Here is a 19,810-nt window from a genome sequence, read left to right as displayed (position 1 = left end):
GCGCCGATGTGCGCCGATATTCGGCTCATCCGCCTCGCGCTCGATTCGGCAGCAACCCTTTCCAGCGCCACCAGACCGAAGCGGCCACCAGCAATCCACTGCCGCCGAAGAGCAGGAAGAAGGTCGGCAGGTCGATGTCGAGCGCCGCGAACAAGACAATGGCCAGCAGGCTGCTGGCCACCATCGCCAGGGCGTTCTGCACATTGAGTGCCGCAATCAGGCGGGCGCGTTGCGATGGCCGCGAGGCCCGCTGCAAATGACTGTACAGCGGGACGACCAGCATGCCCGCCAACACGCCGGTCAGGGCGATATCCACGCCGACTCGCCATAGCGATGGAGAGGGCGCCGATGCGACGAAATACCAGTCGATCGCGACCAACCCCACGCCCAATGCGGCAAACGGGGCCAGTGCCCGCGGGGGACGACGGCCGCCAAGATAGCCCACCAGCAGGCCGCCAGCCCCGATGCTCAGCGCGAACAGCGCCAGCAGCCCGGTCGCGCCGTCGGCCGGTAATTCGAGCACGTCCTCGGCAAAGCGTGGAAACTGGGTGAGATATCCCGCGCCGACGAACCAGAACCAGCTGATCAGCCACATCGACTGGCGCAGGCTGGTCGCTTGAGTCTGCAGGAGTCGCCAGGTCGTGGCCCAGCTTTTGAGTGGCCCGGCATGATCCGGCAGACGTCCCGGCGGCGGGGCAGGAGGGATAAAGCGTGCGGCGATCAGGCCGGCTACCGCCACGCTGATCACCAGCAGGCTCGCAATCAGGGTGGCGCCCTCACCGGTGGCGACAAGCAGTCCCCCGGTCAACGTACCCAGCAGGATGGCGGTAAAGGTGCTCGCCGTGACCCAGCCGTTGGCGCGCATCAGCATGCCCGCCGGCAGGTGGCGGGGCACGATCGCGTATTTGAGCGGCCCGAACCAGGCCGATTGTGCCCCCATCAGGAACACCAGGGTCATCAGCAGGACGATGCTCTGCCACCAGAACGCCACGGCGGCGATGATCATCAGTCCCAGCTCGGTCCACTTGAGCACGCGGGCCAACTTTGCCTGATCGAGGCGGTCGGCCCAGTGGCCCGCCATCGGCGAGAACAGCAACCCGGGCAGGATGAACAGGCCCGCCGCCAGGTTCATCAGTACGTCGATATTGCCGTCCTGCGCCGTGCCGATCTCGTAGGTGATCAGGAACATCACCGAGAAACGGAACGCGTTGTCGTTGAATGCCCCCAGTGCCTGGGTAAAGAAGTACGGCAGGAAGCGGCGTGACAGCAGGCGTGCCGTGGGGCGGCTGGGCATGGCCGGGGAGCTCCTTGGCGGGTATTCGGGCATTGGAACACGCGGGTACGGGGGCGCCAAGCCATTGGGTCGCGGAACATGCTAGGGTTTTGCCGACACACTGGTCACGACAAAAGGGAGCGTCCATGTCCGAGACGGTCGATATCCGCGACTTGCTCGCCTACTGCGAGCGTTTGCTCGAGCCCGAGATCTACCGCGATTACGCGCCGAATGGCCTGCAGGTCGAAGGTCGCCGCGAGATCCGTCGATTGATTACCGGGGTGACTGCCTGCCAGGACCTGCTCGATGCCGCCGTCGACGCCAAGGCGGATGCAGTGCTCGTGCACCACGGTTATTTCTGGAAGAACGAACCGGAAGTGATCACCGGGATGAAGCGCCGTCGCATCGCGACCCTGCTGGGCCACGACATCAATCTGATCGGTTACCACCTGCCGCTCGATGGTCATGTCGAGATCGGCAATAACGCCTGGCTGGCCGGTAGTCTGGGCCTCAACGTGACCGAGCGTTTCGGTCATCAGCGGCTGGCAGTCGCCGGGCGGCTCGAACAGCCGGCGACGGGGGTCGAGCTTGCCGCCCGTATCGCCGATCGCCTGGGCCGTGAACCGCTGGTGGTCGGTCCAACGGATCGACCGTTGCAACGGATCGGGCTGTGTACCGGCGGGGCGCAGGACATGCTGGGCGAGGCCATCGAGCTCGGGCTGGATGCCTTCATCTCCGGGGAGATTTCCGAACGCACCACCCACATGGCGCGAGAATCCGGTGTGACCTATATAGCCGCCGGCCACCACGCCACCGAAACGGGCGGTGTGCGCCTGCTGGGTGAGCGTATTGCCGCGGAATTCGACATCGAGCACCGCTTTGTCGACATCCCCAACCCGGTCTGAAGCTGGCCAACTGGTTCCCCAAGCTAATAAAAGTCTATCCCGAGGTATTAGCTCCGCTTGTTTGACGGCCGCATCGAGATGCTTAAACTACTCCGGCCGTAAAACTGGCAGATGCTTTGCATCGGTGATGCCCGTGGTAACCCGGCGGAATCTTCCGGGTGTTTTTTTGCCGGGTGCAGGGAGGCCGAAAAGGCTCGCCAACAACACGAGCGACGCGGAATCGCTTTCCGGTCGTGATCGATTGACGGATAACCATCCAGGAGTACGACGTAACAATGGCTGATTCTCCCTCCAACCCGGCAAGGCGCCGGTTTCTGACCGGCGCCGCGACGGCGGTTGGCGCGGTGGGCGTCGGCTTTGCCGCCGTGCCGTTCTTGAGCTCCTTCCAGCCCAGCGCCAAGGCCCAGGCGGCCGGCGCGCCGGTTGACATGAACATCGGCAAGCTGGCCCCCGGTCAGATGACCACCGTCGCCTGGCGTGGCAAGCCGGTCTATGTCGTGAATCGCACCGATCGCATGCTCGACTCCCTGTCCGAGATAGAGGATCGCCTCAGTGATCCCCACTCCAAGGTGGCGAGCCAGCAGCCCGAGTTCGCGACCAACCTGTACCGGGCGCGCAAGGAACACGAGCGTTATCTCGTCATTGTGGGTCTGTGTACGCACCTTGGCTGCGCGCCCACCTACCGGCCCGAAGTCGCCCCGGATGATCTGGGCGACGACTGGCGGGGCGGATTTTTCTGCCCGTGCCACGGCTCGAAGTTCGACCTCTCCGGTCGCGTGTACAAGGGGGTTCCGGCGCCGACTAACCTGGTGGTCCCACAGTACGTGTACATCACCGATGAAATCATCCGCGTCGGCGGCACCGAGGAGGATCTAGCATGATCAAGGACCTGGGTAAATGGGTGGATGACCGCCTGCCGGTGTCGCGCTTCTGGAATGCGCATCTGGCGAAGTATTACGTCCCCCACAACTTCAACTTCTGGTACTACTTCGGCTCCTTGCTGCTGGTCGTCTTCGTCCTGCAGATCGTCACCGGCATCTGGCTGACCATGAGCTACAAGCCGTCGGCCGAAAACGCCTTCGCTTCGGTCGAATACATCATGCGTGATGTCGAGTGGGGGTGGCTGCTGCGCTACATGCACTCGACGGGGGCGTCGTTCTTCTTCATCGCGGTCTATCTACACATCTTCCGCGGGATGATGTACGGCAGTTACAAGAAACCCCGCGAGTTGATCTGGATCTTCGGCGTACTGATTCTCCTGGTGCTGATGGCCGAGGCCTTCATGGGCTACCTGTTGCCGTGGGGCCAGATGTCCTACTGGGGCGCGCAGGTCATCATCTCGCTGTTCAGCTCGGTGCCGGTGATCGGTCCGGATCTGGCGCTGTGGGTCCGTGGTGATTACGTCGTCTCCGATGCCACCCTGAACCGGTTCTTCGCCCTGCATGTGATCGCGCTGCCGCTGGTGCTGCTATTCCTGATCGGTGGGCACATCATGGCGCTCCACGAGGTCGGCTCGAACAATCCCGACGGCGTGGAGATCAAGGAAAACAAGGACAACACGGGCAAGCCAGTCGACGGTATCCCGTTCCATCCGTACTACACCGTCAAGGATCTGTTCGGTCTGGGTGTGTTCATGTTCATCTTTGCCGTGGTGCTGTTCTACTGGCCTGACGGCGGTGGTCTGTTCCTGGAGCATCCGAACTTCACGCCCGCCGATCCGCTCAAGACGCCCGAGCACATTGCCCCGGTCTGGTACTTCGCCCCGCACTACGCGATCCTGCGCGCCATTCCGGACAAGTTCCTGGGCGTGGTCGCAATGGTTGCGGCGATTCTGATCCTGTTCGTGCTGCCGTGGCTCGACCGAAACCGCACCCGCTCGATCCGTTACCGCTCGACGGCGTTCAAGGTGAACCTGTTCGCGTTCGCCGCGGCATTCATCGGGCTTGGTTACCTGGGCACCCAGGCGCCGACCGCCCTCGGCACTCTGGCGTCCCAGATACTGTCGGCCGTGTATTTCGGCTTCTTCGTCGCGGTGTTTTTCATCAGCCGTCGTGAACGTACCCAGCCCGTGCCGGAGCGCCTGCAATGATCCGTATTACGTTTCTACTCTGTCTGATCGGCCTGCTGGCCGCGCCCAATGCCAAGGCGGCCAGCAGCAACTATCCGCTCAAGGATGCCGAGGTGGATCTTGGCGACAAGGCCTCCCTGTACCGTGGCGCGCAGACCTTCATGGACAGCTGCGCAAGCTGCCACGGTGCCAAGATGATGCGTTTCGGTCGCATCGGCGACGATCTGGGGCTATCCGAGGAGCAGTTGGCGGTACTGTTGCCCGAGGAGTTGACCAAACCGGGGGACGTCATTGAGACCAACATGCCGGCGGAGTACGCCCAAAGGACCTTCGGCATCGTCCCGCCGGATCTCACGCTGACCGCTCGGGTAAACGGTGGCGACTGGCTCTACACGTACTTGACGACCTTCTATGCCGATCCGGATGCGCTGTGGGGCGTGAACAACGCGGTGTTCCCCGATGTCGGCATGCCGCACGTGTTGGCCGCCGAGCAGGGGCTTTTTCAGCCGGTCTACGAGACCGAAGGCGAGGGCGAGAATGCCAAGCGCCGCCTCGTTGGGCTCGAATCGCCGGAGCGACCCGGCACGCTCTCGGAGGAAGAATTCGAGCAGAAGATGCGCGATCTGACCGCCTTCATGGTGTACATGGCCGAGCCGGCCGCATTGCTGCGCGCCCATTACGGGCCGTACGTGCTGGCCTTCCTGTTCATCTTCACGCTGGTGATGTACCTGTTGAAGAAGGAATACTGGCGCGACATCAAGCACTGATTCGACGCCAATGAGCGGTCAAGCAGACGCTCGACTCCCCGATGAACCCGGCCCCGAGGCCGGGTTTTTGTTATGATGCCGTTTTAACCATTGCACCACGGGAGGCGCCAATGGCGACCGTCAACCGCCGTTCGGTCATGACCTTGTTCACCAGCCCGGACTCGCCGGACTGCCACCGCACCCGCATCGTTCTCGCGGAGAAGGAACTGACCGCTGAGATCATCGACCTGTCCGAACAGGAGCCGCCGGAAGACTTCCACGACCTGTCGCCGGAGGGGACTGTCCCGGTGCTGGCCGATCGCGATCTCGTGTTGACCAATGCCCGGGTCATCATGGAGTACCTGGATGAGCGCTTCCCGCACCCGCCGCTGATGCCGGTCGACCCGGTGAGCCGCGCCAAGGTCCGCACTGCGCTCTACCGGATCGAGAGGGACTGGTACGGTCTGCTGCCGGAATTCGAGCGTGGCGAGAAGACCGTCGCTCGGGCCCGAAAGCAACTCAAGGAAGGGTTGCTGTCGGCCGCGCCGATTTTCTCGGCGATGCCGTTCTTCATGAGCGAAGAGTTCTCATTGGCCGACGTCACGCTGGCCGCCTTGCTGTGGTACCTGCCGAAATACGGCATCGAATTGACTGGACCGGGTGCCAAGCCGATCCAGGATTACATGGACCGTGTATTCAGCCGGCCCACGTTCCAGGCAAGTCTCACGGAAGTCGAACGCGAAATGCGCGGCTGAGCGACGAGTCTCCCCATGGACCGGAGCGCTACCCTGACTGCCCGAACGTTCGCGACTGGAACCGGGTGTTGGCGGAGGTGCCGGTCTGGTATTGGGGCACGTTCCATCCGCGCCGAGCAAACCAAGCCGAATCGCCATTCCATTCGTGCAGAGGTCTCTTAATGCTCTCGAAGCGTCCCTACCTCGTTCCCGCTTTCTATGACTGGATTCTCGATCAGGGACATGCGCCTCACCTGGTCGTGGATGCCGATGCTGAGGAGGTGATGGTGCCGACTCAGTTCGTCGAGGACGGTCACATTCAGCTCAATATCAGTCCGTCGGCGGTGCGTGACTTCCACATGGATCGCGTGGGTATCTCGTTCGAGGCCCGCTTTGGCGGGCAGCCCGAGCGGGTATTTGTCCCCATGCATGCCATCCGTGCGATCGTCGATCGTGACTCGGGGCAGGGGGCGACCTTCCCGGACGAGCCGGAAGAGACCTTCCCGCAGTCCGACGATGACCTTGAGGGGGCACCGGCACCCAAGTCCGAGAGCAAGGGCCGTCCCCAGCTGCGTGCCGTGCCCGGTGGCGAGGAGGGGGCAACGGACAAGGAGTCCGGCGCTTCGTCGTCTCCTAAGTCGGACGATGAATCCGATGCCGACCCGGATGGCGGCGGTCCGGACGACGACCCGCCACCCTCGCCACCCTCGGGCGGCGGCAAGGGCGGTCCGAGTCTCCGGGTCGTCAAGTAGCGGCGTTGTCTTCGGTCGGGACGAAGTTCAGGCAGACGCTGTTGATGCAGTAACGCCGGCCGCTCGGCTGCGGGCCGTCCTCGAACACATGGCCGAGGTGGGCATTGCAGCCGGCGCACAGCACTTCGGTTCGGCTCATGCCGTGGCTGGCATCGGTCCGGGTGATTAGCGCCTCGGAACTGGCGGGCTGGAAGAAGCTGGGCCAGCCGGAGCCCGAATCGAATTTGGCATCGCTCACGAACAGCGGACGCCCACAGCAGACACAGTCGAAGCGCCCCGGGCGCTTTTCGTCGTTAAGGGCGCCCGACCACGGTGCTTCCGTACCGCCAAGGCGGCAAACTCGGTACTGTTCTTCGCTTAGCGTCTCGCGCCAGGGATCGGGGTCGTTGCTCATGATGCGTTCCGTTTTCTTGTCGGTGTCTGGTGGCTTCATCGTATCTTGACCATGATAGCCGACCGAGTCCGGTGTCAACGGGAATTCGATGGGCTGCCGGGACGGCGAGACACTTGGCACCGCTGTCGTCGGCTTGGTATGATTCCGACTCGATCCTTCACTCAAAGAAACGCGAGTAACCTGTTGAGCATATTAAGGATAGGCGACCCAAGATGCCCGGAATGACCAAGCCCGCGATCTTCCGTCCCCAACTTGCCCTGTTGGAGCTGGCGTTGCTGGTCGTCGCGCTGTTACTAGGCGTCTATCTGCTTGCGTTGCTCAGTTACCATCCGGACGATCCCGCTTTCAGCGTCACCGGCTCCGGTGAGGTGCGCAACGCCGCGGGATTGGTGGGCGCCTGGGTGGCAGACGGTGCGCGTTACCTGGTCGGTTTCGGCGCCTACATGTTGGTGCCGGCCCTATTGCCACTGTTGTGGCGCACCTTCCGTCGCGCACGGCAGGGCAAATCCTGGGCAGACCTGCCGTTTGCCATTCAGTGGCTCGGTGTCTTGCTCCTGGTGCTCTGCGTGAGCGTCCTTGCGTCGATCAACCATGAGCCGTTGTCGGCGCCTACTGGCCTCTCCGCTGGCGGGGTGCTGGGTCTCATGCTTGCCGAGGGCATGGTCCGTTTGCTGGGGGCATTGGGCAGTACGCTGGTCCTGCTCGGCTTGATGATGCTGGGCGTATCCGCTACCACCGGGCTTTCCTGGTTCGCGCTCTTCGATCTGATTGGTGCGACGCTGATGCGCATCATCAATGGCCTCCGGGCCGTCGCCGGTTGGATTGTGGCTCGGTTGCCGCTGTCCCGCCGGCCCGGTCCCGCGCCGATCCCGGAAATCGGGGCGAGTTATGAAGAGGTCGAGCAGCGTCGCAAGAAAACGCCCCCGGTGGAAAACAAGCCCAAACCCCGGCCCAAGACCGCGCCCGCACCGACGCCCGCACCCGTCGCGTCGGTGACCTCCACCAAAAAGAAATCGAGCACGCCGCCGCAACCGGAACTCGGTACGGCGAATGGCAAACCCATTTTTGAACTGCTGGATCGTCCCGTCCAGCAGAGCAGTGGCTTTAACAAGGACGACCTCCAGCACATGTCGGAGGTGATCGAGGCACGTCTGTCGGAGTTTGGTGTGTCGGTTGAGGTGGTGGCCGCGCACCCCGGCCCGGTGATTACACGGTTTGAGCTGCAGCCGGCCCCGGGGGTCAAGGTCAGCCAGATCTCTAATCTTGCCAAGGATCTGGCGCGTGCGCTGTCGATCGTCTCGGTGCGCGTGGTTGAGGTGATTCCGGGCAAGTCCACGGTGGGGCTGGAAATCCCCAACACGGCCCGCGAGATCATCGCCCTGCGGGAACTGCTCGAGTCCCGTCGCTACCGGGAGGCGCGTTCGCCCTTGACCGTGGCGTTGGGCAAGGACATCGGCGGTGAACCGATCATGGCGGACCTGGGCCGCATGCCGCACCTGTTGGTCGCGGGGACCACCGGGTCGGGCAAGTCGGTGGGGGTCAACGCCATGATCCTGAGCCTGCTCTACAAGGCGTCAGCCGAGGAAGTGCGCCTGATCCTGATCGACCCGAAGATGCTCGAACTGTCGGTCTACGAGGGCATCCCGCACCTGCTGGCCCCCGTGGTCACCGACATGAAGGAGGCATCGAATGCCTTGCGTTGGGCCGTCGGCGAGATGGAACGCCGCTATCGGCTGATGGCCAAGCTCGGCGTGCGAAACATCGCGGGGGCCAACGAGAAGATCCGCGAGGCGATCGCGCGGGGCGAGCCGATCAAGGACCCGTTCTACGACCACGCCCAGGCCTTCGATCCCGACCTGCCGCCACCCACGCTCGAGTCGATGCCGTATCTTGTGATCGTGGTCGACGAGTTTGCCGACATGATGATGGTGGTTGGCAAGAAGGTGGAGGAATTGATCGCCCGTCTGGCCCAGAAGGCCCGCGCCGCCGGGATTCACCTGATCCTTGCCACCCAGAGGCCGTCCGTGGACGTGATTACCGGCCTGATCAAGGCCAATATCCCGACCCGTATCGCCTTCCAGGTCTCCTCCAAGGTGGATTCCCGCACCATTCTCGACCAGATGGGCGCCGAACAGTTGCTGGGACACGGTGACATGCTCTATCTGCCGCCGGGCAGCGGCATGCCAATGCGGGTTCACGGCGCCTTCGTCGGGGATGAAGAAGTGCATCGCGTGGTCGAGGCGCTCAAGACCCTCGGCGAGCCGGAGTATGTTGACGAGGTGCTCTCCGAGAACACCGCCGCCAATGTGACCTTGCCCGGTGAAAAGCCCGTGCGGGCCGATGGCGAGGAAATCGACGAGTTATACGACCAGGCGGTAGCGATCGTCACCGAGTCGCGCAAGGCGTCGATTTCCTACGTCCAACGTCGCCTCAAGATCGGCTACAACCGCTCGGCGCGACTGGTCGAGCAGATGGAGGCCGACGGTGTCGTCGGTGCCCTGGGATCCAATGGCAGCCGCGAAGTGATCGCGCCTCCGCCGCCGAGATAGCCGCCGACTCTGGTTGTTTTGCTCTGATTCGTATATACGCGTCGGAACCTGTGCGTATGCCGGGCGTCGAACCGGTCCCACCCACGATCTGGTGATCCATGAACAGACAAACTTTCTACCCCGGTGGCATTTTGGCCTCGTTGGCCTTTTTGACCACCGTCCTGTTTTCGCCGTTGGTGGTTGCCGCGCCGGTGGACGACGTCGATGCACTGGTCAAACAGCTCGCCGAGATCGATACGCTGTCAGCGGATTTCGTGCAGGAACGGCGGGACACCAAGGGCGAGGTGCGCCGTGAATCGTCGGGGACGTTCGTGCTCAAGCGCCCGGGCCAGTTCTTCTGGCGCTACGAAACCCCCTACGTGCAGGAGTTGATCGCCAACGAGGGCACGCTCTGGGTATACGAGCCCGATCTGCGACAGGCCAGCCGTTCGCCCTTGTCGGCGACCGATGGGGCACCCATCGCGATTCTGACCGGCGAACGGCCCGTGACCGAGCTGTTTCACGTTCGCCATCTTGAAGGCGAGGATGGGTTGAACTGGTTCGCGTTGCGCCCCCGAGACGAGCAGGGCGATTTCCGCGAGGTCCTGTTGGGCGTCGACGAGCGGGGCATGCGTGAGATGCGCTTTATCGATCAGCTCGATCAGACCACGCGGGTGGTGTTCGAGTCGCGCCGTTTCAACCAGCCGGTGGACGAATCGATCTTTCATTTCGAGGCCCCCGAGGGCGTGGACGTGGTTGAGGCGCGCGAACCACCGACGATCCAGTGAGGTGGGCGTGATCGACTACCCGGTTTTCATGCACACGATCGAAGGTTGGGCGAGTTGAACTCGCAGGACGATCTGTTCGGCGCCGAGGAGCCGAAGCCTCAGGCCGAGTCGACCTCGGTCTATCGGCCGCTGGCCGACCGTCTGCGTCCCAGCCATGTCGATGAATTTGCCGGGCAGGTGCGCGTGGTGGGTGAATCGGCCCCATTGCGTGTGGCGATGGAAAAGCGCCAGGCGCATTCCTGCCTGCTCTGGGGGCCTCCCGGGGTGGGCAAGACCACGCTGGCTGGCCTCTACGCCGAACGCCTGCAGGCGGAAATCGTCTACATGTCGGCGGTCGAGGCGGGGGTGCGTGAACTGCGCGCCGTCATACAGGCGGCCCGCGAGCGCCGACAATCCGCCGGCCGTCTTACCGTCCTGTTTCTCGATGAAATCCACCGGTTCAACAAGACCCAGCAGGATCAGTTGCTTCCGTCGGTGGAGCGGGGTGTGCTGGTCCTGGTCGGCGCGACCACCGAGAATCCCTCGTTCTCACTGAACAACGCGTTGCTCTCGCGCCTGCGGGTCTACCGCCTGCAGCCGCTGGACGATGCAGCGATGCATGCCTTGCTCGACCGGGCGTTGACGCACCCCGAGGGTGTGCGGGAGACAACCGGGGGGCTGCCGTTGGTGATGGAGCCCGCCATCGCCGATCGGTTGGTGGCCGCCGCCGATGGTGACGCGCGGCGCTTGCTCACCTTACTGGAACTGGCGGCGCAACTTGCCGGCGATAATGCCGACGGCACCGCTCGCGAGGTGGGCGAGGAGACGCTTGAATCACTCCTGAGCCAGTCGCCACGGCGCTTCGATCAGGGCGGCGACGAGTTCTACGATCAGATATCGGCCATGCACAAGGCGATTCGCGGCTCGAACCCGGACGCCGGGGCGTACTGGCTGTTACGCATGCTCGATGGCGGGGCCGATCCGTCGTATCTCGCCCGTCGGCTGGTGCGCATCGCCTCCGAGGATATCGGCAACGCCGACCCGCGGGCGCTGACCATGGCGTTGGATGCCTGGACGGCCTTTGATCGGCTCGGGGTGCCCGAAGGGGAGCTCATGCTGACCCAGGCGGCGATGTATCTGGCCGTCGCGCCCAAGAGCAATGCGGTGTACACCGCGCACAAGGCGATACTGGCCACGGTCAAACAACGGGGGACGGATCCCGTGCCCATGCACCTGCGCAATGCCCCCACCGCTCTCATGGAGCGCGAGGGCTGGGGCAAGGGCTATCGCTACGCCCACGACGAGCCCGAAGCGTATGCTGCGGGTGAGACCTATCTGCCCGATGGCCTGGTTGGCGAGCGGTTCTACGCACCCGTGGAACGCGGCCTGGAACGCAGTATCGCCGAGCGCATGCGGTATTGGGACGAGCTCGACGAGCAGGCCACCGAGAAGCGGGCATCGGGGTCATCCGACTCCCCATCCGGGTAGACGGTCACGGACCGCAACCTCAGCGGTAGGCAATCCCCTCGATCGCTAGCAGTCGCGACTTGATGCGCGTGCCCTGCGCGTAGCCACCCAAGCCGTAATTGGCCGCGAGCACCCGGTGGCAGGGGATCAGTGGCGCCCAGGGATTGGCGCCGACTGCCTGCCCCACGGCCCGTGCGGCACCCGGCCGGCCCACCCGCTGGGCCAACTCGCCATAGCCGACCGACTCCCCCCACGGCACACGGCACAACGCCGACCAGACGGAACGCTGGAAGGCGGTTCCCACCTTGGGAAAGCCCGGGTGGGTAGTCCAGTCGAATCGGCTGTCGATCCGCATCTGCCAGTCGGCCAGCGCCTGCCCGACGTCGGCATATCCGTTTGGCAGGGCGCGACGAGGAGGGTGGTCCTCGACCGCGCCTTCTTCCACCTGGAGGCGCGCGAGCCCCCCGTCGGTGAAGGCCAGCCGCACCCAAAGGGTGCCATTGCCCGATTGATCCGGACGACCGAGGGGAATCCGCGTTTCGTGGGTGGCATTCATCGCGCGTCAGGGTCTCGTCAGGCCGCTGCCTTCTTGCGGCGGAAGAGTTTTTCACTGCTCGTCTGCAGCAACTCGAAGAACATCGGGATGAACAGGATCGCCACGTAGGTCGCCAGGATCATGCCGCCGACGATCGGTGTGCCCAGCGAATTGCGCGCGGCCTCGCCCGCACCGGTGGCCAGTGCCAGCGGCAGCACGCCGAGGATGAAGGCCATCGAGGTCATGATCACCGGCCGGAAGCGGATGCGCGCGGCCTTGAGGGCGGCTTCCTTGATCGACAGGCCGTCTTCGGTGTGCATCTTCGCGGCGAACTCGACCACCAGGATGGCGTTCTTCGCCGACATCGCGATCAACACCAGCATGCCGACCTGGAAGTAGATGTCGATGTTCAGATCGCGTATCCAGATCGCGATCAGCGCACCGAGCACGGCGAACGGCACGGCGGTGATCACGGCAAAGGGCAGGGACCAGCGCTCGTATTGCGCGGCGAGGATCAGGAACACCATGATCACGCCCAGCAGGAAGGCGATCGCACCGGCCGAGCCGCTGGAAAGCTCCTGGAAGGCCGAGCCGACCCAGCCCAGGGTGTAATCGCCGCCGCCCAGCGCCTGATCGATGACCTCCTGCATGGCGATCAGGGCCTGGCCCGACGAGTACCCCTCCGCCGCACTGCCCATGATCTTGGCCGCTGGGAATATATTGAAGCGGTCGATGACGTCGGCCCCGGTCGTGCGGGTCAGGGTGACCACCGAGCTGATCGGTACCAACTGTTGATCTCCGCTGCGCACGAAGACGTTCTCCAGGTCCTGCGGGTCGGCGCGGAACTCGGCATCCGCGGCCATATTGACCTGGAAATTACGGCCGAACAGCGTGAAGTCATTGATGTAACGGGTGCCGAAGGTGCCCTGCATGGTGCGGAACACGGCGGCGACCGGCACGTCCAGGGCGTAGGCCTGCTCGCGGTCCACGTCCATGCGGAATTGCGGCGTGTTATCGACGAACGTGGTGCGCACCCCGGCCAGTTCCGGGCGCTGGTTCGCGGCGGCAACCAGGGCATTGGCGGCCTCGGCGAGCGCCTTGACGTCGGCCGAGCCGCGCTGCTGGAGATAGGCCTCGAAGCCCCCGGTGGTCGACATGCCACGGATGGGCGGTGGCGTGAACGCCATGATGAAACCTTCCTCGATCTGGGTTCCCGCCCCCATGGCCTTCTTGACCGTCGCCTGGACGCTCTGCTCCTGCTCGGGGCGCTCGGACCAGTCCTTGAGCCGCGTAAAGGCCACCCCCTTGTAGGGCCGCTGTGTGCCGGCCAACAGATCGAAGCCGGCAAAGGCGACCTGCATCTGCACGTCCGGGTTCTCGCGGATCATCGCCGAGTACTCATCCCGCACTTCGGCCGTGCGCGAGAGGCTTGCTGCCGGGTCGAGGTTCAATGTGGAGATGAAGTAGCCCGGATCTTCCTCGGGTACGAGGCCCGTCGGCGTGCTGCGGAACATCACCACGGCGGCGATCACGACGCCCGCGAAGATCAGCAGGCCCACCGGCCAGGCCACCAGGAAGAAGTGCACCAGCTTCATGTAGCCATTGCGGAAGGCATCGAATCCCCGGTTGAAGAGCCGGAACGGCAGGATCGGCTCCTTTTCCTTGTGGTTTTTCAGGAGCAGGGCGGTCATCGACGGCGTGAGGGTCAGGGCGACCACGCCCGACAGCACTACCGAAATCGACAGAGCGACGGCGAACTGGCGGTACATCTCGCCGGCCAGCCCTGGGATGAAGGCCACCGGCACGAACACGGCAAGCAGGACCAGGGTGGTGGCCACGATCGGCCCCGTGACCTGCTCCATGGCCTTGATCGACGCCTCGCGGGCCTTGAGGCCTTCCTCGCGCATCAGGCGCTCGACGTTCTCGATCACGATGATCGCGTCGTCCACCACGATGCCGATCGCCAGCACGAAACCGAACAGGGTCAGCAGGTTGATCGACATGCCGGTAAGGAACAGACCACCAAGGGCGCCGATCAGGGCCACCGGGATCGCGATCAGCGGCACGATGGTCGCGCGTGGCTTTTGCAGGAAGATGAAGATCACCAGCGTGACCAGGATCAGTGCCTCGACGAATACCTTGAGCACTTCCTTGATCGAGATACGCACGAAGTCGGTGGTATCCAGCGGAATCTTGTAGTCCATGTCGCCCGGGAATCGCTCGGAGAGCTGTTCCATCCGTTCACGCACCTCGGCCACGGTTTCCAGCGCATTGGCGCCGGGGGCGAGATAGATGCCCATCGGGACGGTGGGCGCGCCGTTGTAGGTCGCGTTGAAGCCGTAACGCTGGGAGCCGAGCTCGACCTCGGCCACGTCGCTCAGGCGCAGCGTCCCGCCATCCTCGGACGCGGCGAGGATGATGTTCTGGAATTCCTCGACGTCGGAGAAACGCCCCTGAGAGGTGATGGTGTAGGTGAACGCCTCGCCTGCCTTGTTGGGCGAGTCGTTGAACTTGCCGGCGGCAAACTGGGCGTTTTGCTCGCGGATCGCCTCGGCGATGTCGTCCTGGGTGAGGTTGAAGTGCGCCAGTTTCGCCGGGTCGAACCAGACGCGGATGGAATAGTCCTGCGCACCGAACAGGCGGGCATCGCCGATGCCGGGCACCCGCTTGAGCGAGTCGAGGATGTTGATCAGGCCGTAGTTACTCAGGAACTTGGTGTCGAATTCCTCGTGTTCCGAGATCAGCGTAATGACCATCAGCAGCGCGCTGCTCTTTTTGTTGACCACCACGCCCTGGTTGCGCACTTCCTGCGGCAGTTGGGGCAGGGCGCGCTGCACCCGGTTGTTGACGTCGATGGTTGCCTGATCGGGATCGGTGCCGGTGGCGAAGGTGACCGAGAGGTTCATGGTGCCGGCATCCGAACTGCCCGACGTCATGTAAAGCATGTCATCGACGCCGTTGATGGCCTGCTCCAACGGGGCGGCGACAGACTCGGCCAGGGTGCTCGCATCGGCGCCGGCGTAGGTGGCGCTCACTTCGACTTCGGGCGGCACGATCTCGGGGTACTGTTCGACGGGAAGCCCGGTGAACGCGGCCCCACCGGCGATCATGATCACGATCGCCAGCACGGTGGAGAAGATCGGGCGGTCAATGAAGAACTTCGAAAACATCGGTGATCTCCGATGCCCTCGTCACGAGGGCGTCACGGGCAGGTAGGGTTCGACGGTACGCGAGAGGCGATCAGTCGCCGTCGTTTTTACTGGGGTCTTGCGGGTCGACCGGCGCGCCCGACCGCACCTTGAGCAGACCGTCGATCACCAGCCGGTCGCCCGGCTCGAGGCCCGACAGGATGATGCGTCCCTGGTCGCTCATCGGCCCGAGCTCGACACGCCGTTGGGCGGCCTTGTTCTCCTCGTCGATCACGAAAACCACGGTGCTGTTTGGCTCTGCGCCGGTACCGATGGCGGTCTCCGGGATGATCACCGCGTCCTGGACCTCGTCGACCTTCAGGCGGACCCGGACGTAGCGGTTCGGCCGCAGGACATCCCCGGGGTTGTCGAACACGCCACGCAACTGGATCGAGTTGGTGCCGCGTTCGATGCTCGCCGAGCGATAGTCGAGTTCGCCGGTGATCGCCTCGCCCTCGGGGCCGGTAATGCCGACAATCTCGGCGGGCGTGGTCCGCTCAGGCGTCGGATTGAGGGCGGCCGTGTCGGCGAACGGATCGTCAACCGGGTAGGAGAGGGTGACCTGGATCGGATCGATTTCCTCGATGGATACCAGCCGATCGCCGACGCTGATCAGGTTGCCGGGATCGACGGCACGCCGGCTCGTGATGCCCGGAATGGGCGCCGACACCGAGGTGTAGTCAAGATCTATCTGTGCGGATTCGAGTTGTGCCTCGGCCACCTGGACGGCGGCCTGGGTGGTTTCTAGCGCCGAACGGGCGTCATCCCGCTGCTTTTCACTGGCCACGCCCCGATCAAACAACGAGTTGATCCGGCGCCAGTCGCGCTGCGCAGCGGCCAGCGTCGCTTGTACCGAGGTGAGGTCGGCTTCGGCCTCGTTTACTGCGGCGCGGAACGGGCGGTCATCGATATGGAAAAGGGCGTCCCCTGTCTCCACCCGCGCGCCTTCGACGTAATCCCGAGACTCGAGGATGCCTGCGACCTGAGCGCGCACCTCGACATTGCGATTGGCCTCGGTTTGACCGGTATATTCCTTGAACACGGCGGCGCTGCTCGGCTCGATCTGAATGACCGGTACCTTGGGCGGGGGCTGGTCACCCTGCTGTGCCACGGCGGGCAAGCTGGTGGCGAGCAGCATCGCGGCGGGAGCAATTGCCGCAACCAGTCGGCGAGAAGTCAGTGCGGAAAGCGCGCAGATCGTGGACATGGGTGTTGTACCGTGTCGGCGGCAGGTCAGACCTGCCATTGCTAGAGGCATGTGGGTCCAGCGGACGCCAGGAAGGCGGGCGCAGAAAAAAGGTAGTGTACTAACGACTTCGTTCGCCAGCAATCTGGGGAACCTCTGCGCCGCTGGGATGTCGCGCCGGGGAGCCTTGAACTTAGGCTAAGCTGGGCGGGAATTCATGTAGGGAGGCTCGATCGTGAGCGAGACCATCTTCAGCAAGATCATCAATCGCGAGATCCCGGCCGATATCGTCTTCGAGAACGACCGCATACTGGCGTTTCGCGACATCAATCCCCAGGCACCGGTGCACCTGCTGATCATTCCGAAAAAGCCCATTCCGACGATCAACGACATCACGCCCGAGGATGCACCGCTGGTGGGCGAGTTGTTTGTCGTCGCCGGGGAGCTGGCCGCGGAGGAAGGGATCGACGAGTCGGGCTATCGCACGGTGTTCAACTGCAACCGCGACGGGGGACAGGAGGTTTATCACCTGCACCTGCACCTGCTCGGCGGGCGGGCGATGGAGTGGCCCCCGGGCTGAGCCGGGCTGAGTTGGATTCAGCCGTTCGCGTCGCGCATGGCCTGATACTGGGCCAGCCGGCGCTCGAGGATATCGCCGTTCGCCACGCCCGCACGTACCGCGCATTCCGGTTCGTTGATGTGGCGACAGTCATTGAAACGGCAGTAGGCCGACGCAGCATGGATCTCGGGGAAACCGTCCTCCAGGGCCGCTGACGGCACCTCGTCGACCGGGAAATCGCGTACGCCGGGGGCGTCGATCAGCCCACCCTCGCCGTCCGGAAATCGGTAGAGCGTGCTGGCGCGCGTGGTGTGCGTGCCCTCGCGGTTGAACGTCGAAATTTCGCCGATGGCCGCCTCGTCCGCGCTGGGGGTGATCTCCCGCGACAAGGACGTCTTGCCCACCCCGGACAACCCCACCATCAGCGTAATCTGCTCGTGGAGCCGGGCACGCAGCGTCTCGATACCGTCACCCGATTTGACCGAAGTGCGAATGACCTCGAACCCCAGGGATTCCCACAGGGCGATGTTTTCCTCGATGGTCCGTCGCTTGTCGGACGGCATGCCGGGTAACAGATCGGCCTTGTTGAGCACGATCACCGGCAAGGCCGGCAGGGCAAACACGGCCACCAGGGTGCGGTCGACCACGTCCGGGTTCATCCAGGGCACTACCGAGGTGATCACCAGCACCTGGTCGATATTGGCGGCCATCATCTTCTTCTTGCCGTAGGCGTCGGGTCGGATCAGCACGTTACGGCGATCCTCACGCTGCTCGATCATCAGGTTTCCCTGCTCGTCGTCGTGCCAGCGGATGCGATCGCCCGTGGTCAGGCGGCCCACCGTCCGCCGGGCGCGACCGCGGTGGAGATGGTGGTCGCTGTCCTCGAACAGCAGGTCGTGGCCGTGATGGGTCACCACGATACCCGGGGACAGGGTGGTGTCGGACTCCGTGTCGACGCGCCGCCGGCGGTCGACGTGGCGTTGTTGCTGCTTGCTAAGACGAATCTTTCGAGTCATGCCTCTAGCCCGGATATTTCATGAAGCGGCGTGATGATCGCGCGGGATATTGGTCGCCCAAGGGCTTTTCCGAAGGAGTGACGTATCGGTGATTACGGCCGACTGAGGAACATTCCTTGGGCGGTCAAGAGACGGGCGGTCAAGAGACAAGTGAGGGCGCGTGGATTTCATGAAATATTGGGCTAGCTCAGAGCAGAAAGAGGGTGGCCAGCCCCAGGAAAATGAAGAAACCGCCCGAGTCGGTGATCGCCGTGATCATGACCGCGCTGCCCAGCGCCGGGTCGCGTCCCATTCGGGTACGCAGGATGGGGATGGTCACGCCGAAGAAGGCCGCGCTCAGGAAGTTGAGGCTGACCGCCGCAACCATGATGGTGGAAACCCCCGCGTTCTGGTACATCAGGAAGGTGACCAGCCCGAGGATCCCGCCCCAGACGACCCCGTTGATCAGGGCCACCTTGAGCTCCTTGCTGTAGAGCAGCCGGATATCGCCGCCGCCGAGCTTACGGAAGGCCAGCTCCCGCACGATCATCGTGATGGTCTGGTTGCCGACATTGCCGCCCATGCCGGCGACGATCGGCATCAGGACGGCCAGTGCCACCAATTCCTGGATCGATCCCTCGAACAGGCCGATGACCTGCGCGGCGACGATTGCCGTGACGAGATTCACGGCCAGCCAGGGGGCGCGGTTCTTCACCGACTTGCGCACCGGCGCGAAGATATCCTCTTCCTCGCTCAAGCCGACCTGGGAGAGACGCTCCTCGTCGGACGACTCGCGAATGAAGTCGACCACCGCGTCGATCGTGACCCGACCGACCAATCGGTCGACCTCGTCGACGACCGGCGCACTGATCAGATCGTAGCGCTCGAAGGCATCCGCGCCATCACGCGCCTTGTCTTCGGGATGAAAGCGCACCGCATCGCCTGCCATTACGTCGGCCACGAGGGTTTCCGGATCGTTGAGCAGCAACGTTTTCAAATGGATCACGCCCTCGAACAGCCCGTCGCGATCGATGACGAACAGCTTGTCGGTGTGATCCGGCAACGAGTCCATCCGCCGCAGGTAGCGCAACGCGACCTCGATGGTCACGTCGCCCCGGACCGTGACCAGGTCGAAGTCCATCAGCGCGCCGATGGTGTCCTCGTCGTAGGACATGACGAAACGCAGCTTTTCCCGATCGTCGATCGGCAGGGCGGTGAAGACGTCCTGCATCATCCCCTCGGGGAGATCGGGGGCCAGGTCGGCGAGTTCGTCGGTATCCAGCGTGGAGGCCGCGTTGAGGATCTCCTCGCGGTCCATCACCTCGATCAGGGTGTCCCGGACCGAATCGGAGACCTCGAGCAGCACCTCGCCGTCGCGATCGGAGTGGACCAGATCCCAGATGACCAGGCGCTCGTCCTGTGGCAGGGATTCCAGGACCTTGGCCACGTCGGCGGCGTGCAGCCGTTCGATCTTTTCCGCCAGTTTCGCCAGATCGTGCTTGGCCAGATCGGACAGGGGCTCAAACCCTTCCCCTGCATCGCTGGCCGTACCCGTTCTCGTCTCCTGAGACAGCGTGTCGCGGATCTCGTGGATCAGCGAATCGAGCTCTTCCTGGCGATCAATGTCAGTGAGTTCGGCCATGAACGTCGGATTCCGGGATGGTCTGACGGAAGCAAGGTATCCCGTCGAGGATGGATGAATCGGCGGCCAGT

The 19,810-nt window shown here is 63.8% G+C and carries 17 protein-coding genes; 10 read left to right on the top strand and 7 right to left on the bottom strand.

Annotated features, from left to right (window positions below):
* Nucleotides 1–25 precede the first annotated feature (25 nt).
* Nucleotides 26–1,294 carry an MFS transporter gene (locus ABGV18_RS03715; protein WP_396584868.1) on the bottom strand — a complete coding sequence of 423 codons (1,269 nt, stop codon included), beginning with the start codon at nt 1,292–1,294 and terminating at the stop codon, nt 26–28.
* A 125-nt stretch (nt 1,295–1,419) separates the two neighbouring features.
* Here ABGV18_RS03715 and ABGV18_RS03710 point away from each other — a divergent pair, with 125 nt between their 5' ends.
* The 6 genes from ABGV18_RS03710 to ABGV18_RS03685 all read left to right on the top strand — a co-directional run bounded on the left by ABGV18_RS03710 (nt 1,420) and on the right by ABGV18_RS03685 (nt 6,478).
* The gene (locus ABGV18_RS03710) at nt 1,420–2,178 is read left to right on the top strand and encodes a Nif3-like dinuclear metal center hexameric protein (protein ID WP_396584867.1); all 759 of its coding nucleotides are present in this window, start codon (nt 1,420–1,422) and stop codon (nt 2,176–2,178) included.
* 275 nt (nt 2,179–2,453) lie between these two features.
* Complete coding sequence (gene petA, locus ABGV18_RS03705) at nt 2,454–3,059, top strand: ubiquinol-cytochrome c reductase iron-sulfur subunit (protein ID WP_396584866.1); 606 nt, start codon at nt 2,454–2,456, stop codon at nt 3,057–3,059.
* Nucleotides 3,056–4,267, top strand: a complete 1,212-nt coding sequence (locus ABGV18_RS03700; protein ID WP_396584865.1) for a cytochrome b N-terminal domain-containing protein — start codon at nt 3,056–3,058, stop codon at nt 4,265–4,267. The genes petA and ABGV18_RS03700 overlap by 4 nt, the downstream gene beginning before the upstream one ends.
* Nucleotides 4,264–5,013 (top strand): cytochrome c1, encoded by a 750-nt coding sequence (locus ABGV18_RS03695; protein WP_396584864.1) that lies wholly within the window; start codon nt 4,264–4,266, stop codon nt 5,011–5,013. The genes ABGV18_RS03700 and ABGV18_RS03695 overlap by 4 nt, the downstream gene beginning before the upstream one ends.
* A gap of 110 nt (nt 5,014–5,123) precedes the next feature.
* On the top strand, nt 5,124–5,747 hold the full coding sequence (locus ABGV18_RS03690) for a glutathione S-transferase N-terminal domain-containing protein (protein ID WP_396584863.1): 624 nt from the start codon (nt 5,124–5,126) through the stop codon (nt 5,745–5,747).
* 161 nt (nt 5,748–5,908) lie between these two features.
* Entirely contained in the window at nt 5,909–6,478 is a 570-nt protein-coding gene (locus tag ABGV18_RS03685; RefSeq protein ID WP_396584862.1) for a ClpXP protease specificity-enhancing factor SspB, read from the top strand.
* Here ABGV18_RS03685 and msrB read toward each other — a convergent pair.
* Nucleotides 6,471–6,872 (bottom strand): peptide-methionine (R)-S-oxide reductase MsrB, encoded by a 402-nt coding sequence (msrB, locus tag ABGV18_RS03680; protein WP_396584861.1) that lies wholly within the window; start codon nt 6,870–6,872, stop codon nt 6,471–6,473. The two genes, ABGV18_RS03685 and msrB, sit on opposite strands and share 8 nt — an antisense overlap.
* A 212-nt stretch (nt 6,873–7,084) precedes the next feature.
* Here msrB and ABGV18_RS03675 point away from each other — a divergent pair, with 212 nt between their 5' ends.
* The 3 genes from ABGV18_RS03675 to ABGV18_RS03665 all read left to right on the top strand — a co-directional run bounded on the left by ABGV18_RS03675 (nt 7,085) and on the right by ABGV18_RS03665 (nt 11,655).
* Nucleotides 7,085–9,421 carry a DNA translocase FtsK 4TM domain-containing protein gene (locus ABGV18_RS03675; RefSeq protein WP_396584860.1) on the top strand — a complete coding sequence of 779 codons (2,337 nt, stop codon included), beginning with the start codon at nt 7,085–7,087 and terminating at the stop codon, nt 9,419–9,421.
* A 98-nt stretch (nt 9,422–9,519) separates the two neighbouring features.
* Nucleotides 9,520–10,188, top strand: a complete 669-nt coding sequence (lolA, locus tag ABGV18_RS03670) for an outer membrane lipoprotein chaperone LolA (RefSeq protein ID WP_396584859.1) — start codon at nt 9,520–9,522, stop codon at nt 10,186–10,188.
* Nucleotides 10,189–10,233: 45 nt separating this feature from the next.
* Entirely contained in the window at nt 10,234–11,655 is a 1,422-nt protein-coding gene (locus ABGV18_RS03665; protein ID WP_396584858.1) for an AAA family ATPase, read from the top strand.
* A 19-nt stretch (nt 11,656–11,674) separates the two neighbouring features.
* On the opposite strand, the gene ABGV18_RS03660 is transcribed toward ABGV18_RS03665, so the two are convergent.
* The 3 genes from ABGV18_RS03660 to ABGV18_RS03650 all read right to left on the bottom strand — a co-directional run bounded on the left by ABGV18_RS03660 (nt 11,675) and on the right by ABGV18_RS03650 (nt 16,564).
* Nucleotides 11,675–12,190, bottom strand: coding sequence for a methylated-DNA--[protein]-cysteine S-methyltransferase (locus ABGV18_RS03660; RefSeq protein WP_396584857.1), 516 nt, complete (start codon nt 12,188–12,190; stop codon nt 11,675–11,677).
* Between the two features lie 17 nt (nt 12,191–12,207).
* The gene (locus ABGV18_RS03655) at nt 12,208–15,339 is read right to left on the bottom strand and encodes a multidrug efflux RND transporter permease subunit (RefSeq protein ID WP_396584856.1); all 3,132 of its coding nucleotides are present in this window, start codon (nt 15,337–15,339) and stop codon (nt 12,208–12,210) included.
* A 70-nt stretch (nt 15,340–15,409) separates the two neighbouring features.
* On the bottom strand, nt 15,410–16,564 hold the full coding sequence (locus ABGV18_RS03650; RefSeq protein WP_396584855.1) for an efflux RND transporter periplasmic adaptor subunit: 1,155 nt from the start codon (nt 16,562–16,564) through the stop codon (nt 15,410–15,412).
* A gap of 214 nt (nt 16,565–16,778) precedes the next feature.
* On the opposite strand from ABGV18_RS03650, the gene ABGV18_RS03645 reads away from it, so the two are divergent.
* Nucleotides 16,779–17,123, top strand: a complete 345-nt coding sequence (locus tag ABGV18_RS03645) for a histidine triad nucleotide-binding protein (RefSeq protein WP_396584854.1) — start codon at nt 16,779–16,781, stop codon at nt 17,121–17,123.
* Nucleotides 17,124–17,140: 17 nt separating this feature from the next.
* On the opposite strand, the gene rsgA is transcribed toward ABGV18_RS03645, so the two are convergent.
* Nucleotides 17,141–18,118, bottom strand: a complete 978-nt coding sequence (rsgA, locus tag ABGV18_RS03640) for a ribosome small subunit-dependent GTPase A (protein ID WP_396584853.1) — start codon at nt 18,116–18,118, stop codon at nt 17,141–17,143.
* A gap of 187 nt (nt 18,119–18,305) precedes the next feature.
* Nucleotides 18,306–19,739, bottom strand: a complete 1,434-nt coding sequence (mgtE, locus tag ABGV18_RS03635) for a magnesium transporter (RefSeq protein ID WP_396584852.1) — start codon at nt 19,737–19,739, stop codon at nt 18,306–18,308.
* Nucleotides 19,740–19,810: the final 71 nt, after the last annotated feature.

Origin of the sequence: Guyparkeria halopsychrophila (assembly GCF_044582135.1) — a bacterium.
Classification (GTDB): domain Bacteria; phylum Pseudomonadota; class Gammaproteobacteria; order Halothiobacillales; family Halothiobacillaceae; genus Guyparkeria.
The sequence above is the reverse complement of the archived record's forward strand: the minus strand, read 5'-3'. Positions and strand labels throughout refer to the sequence as shown.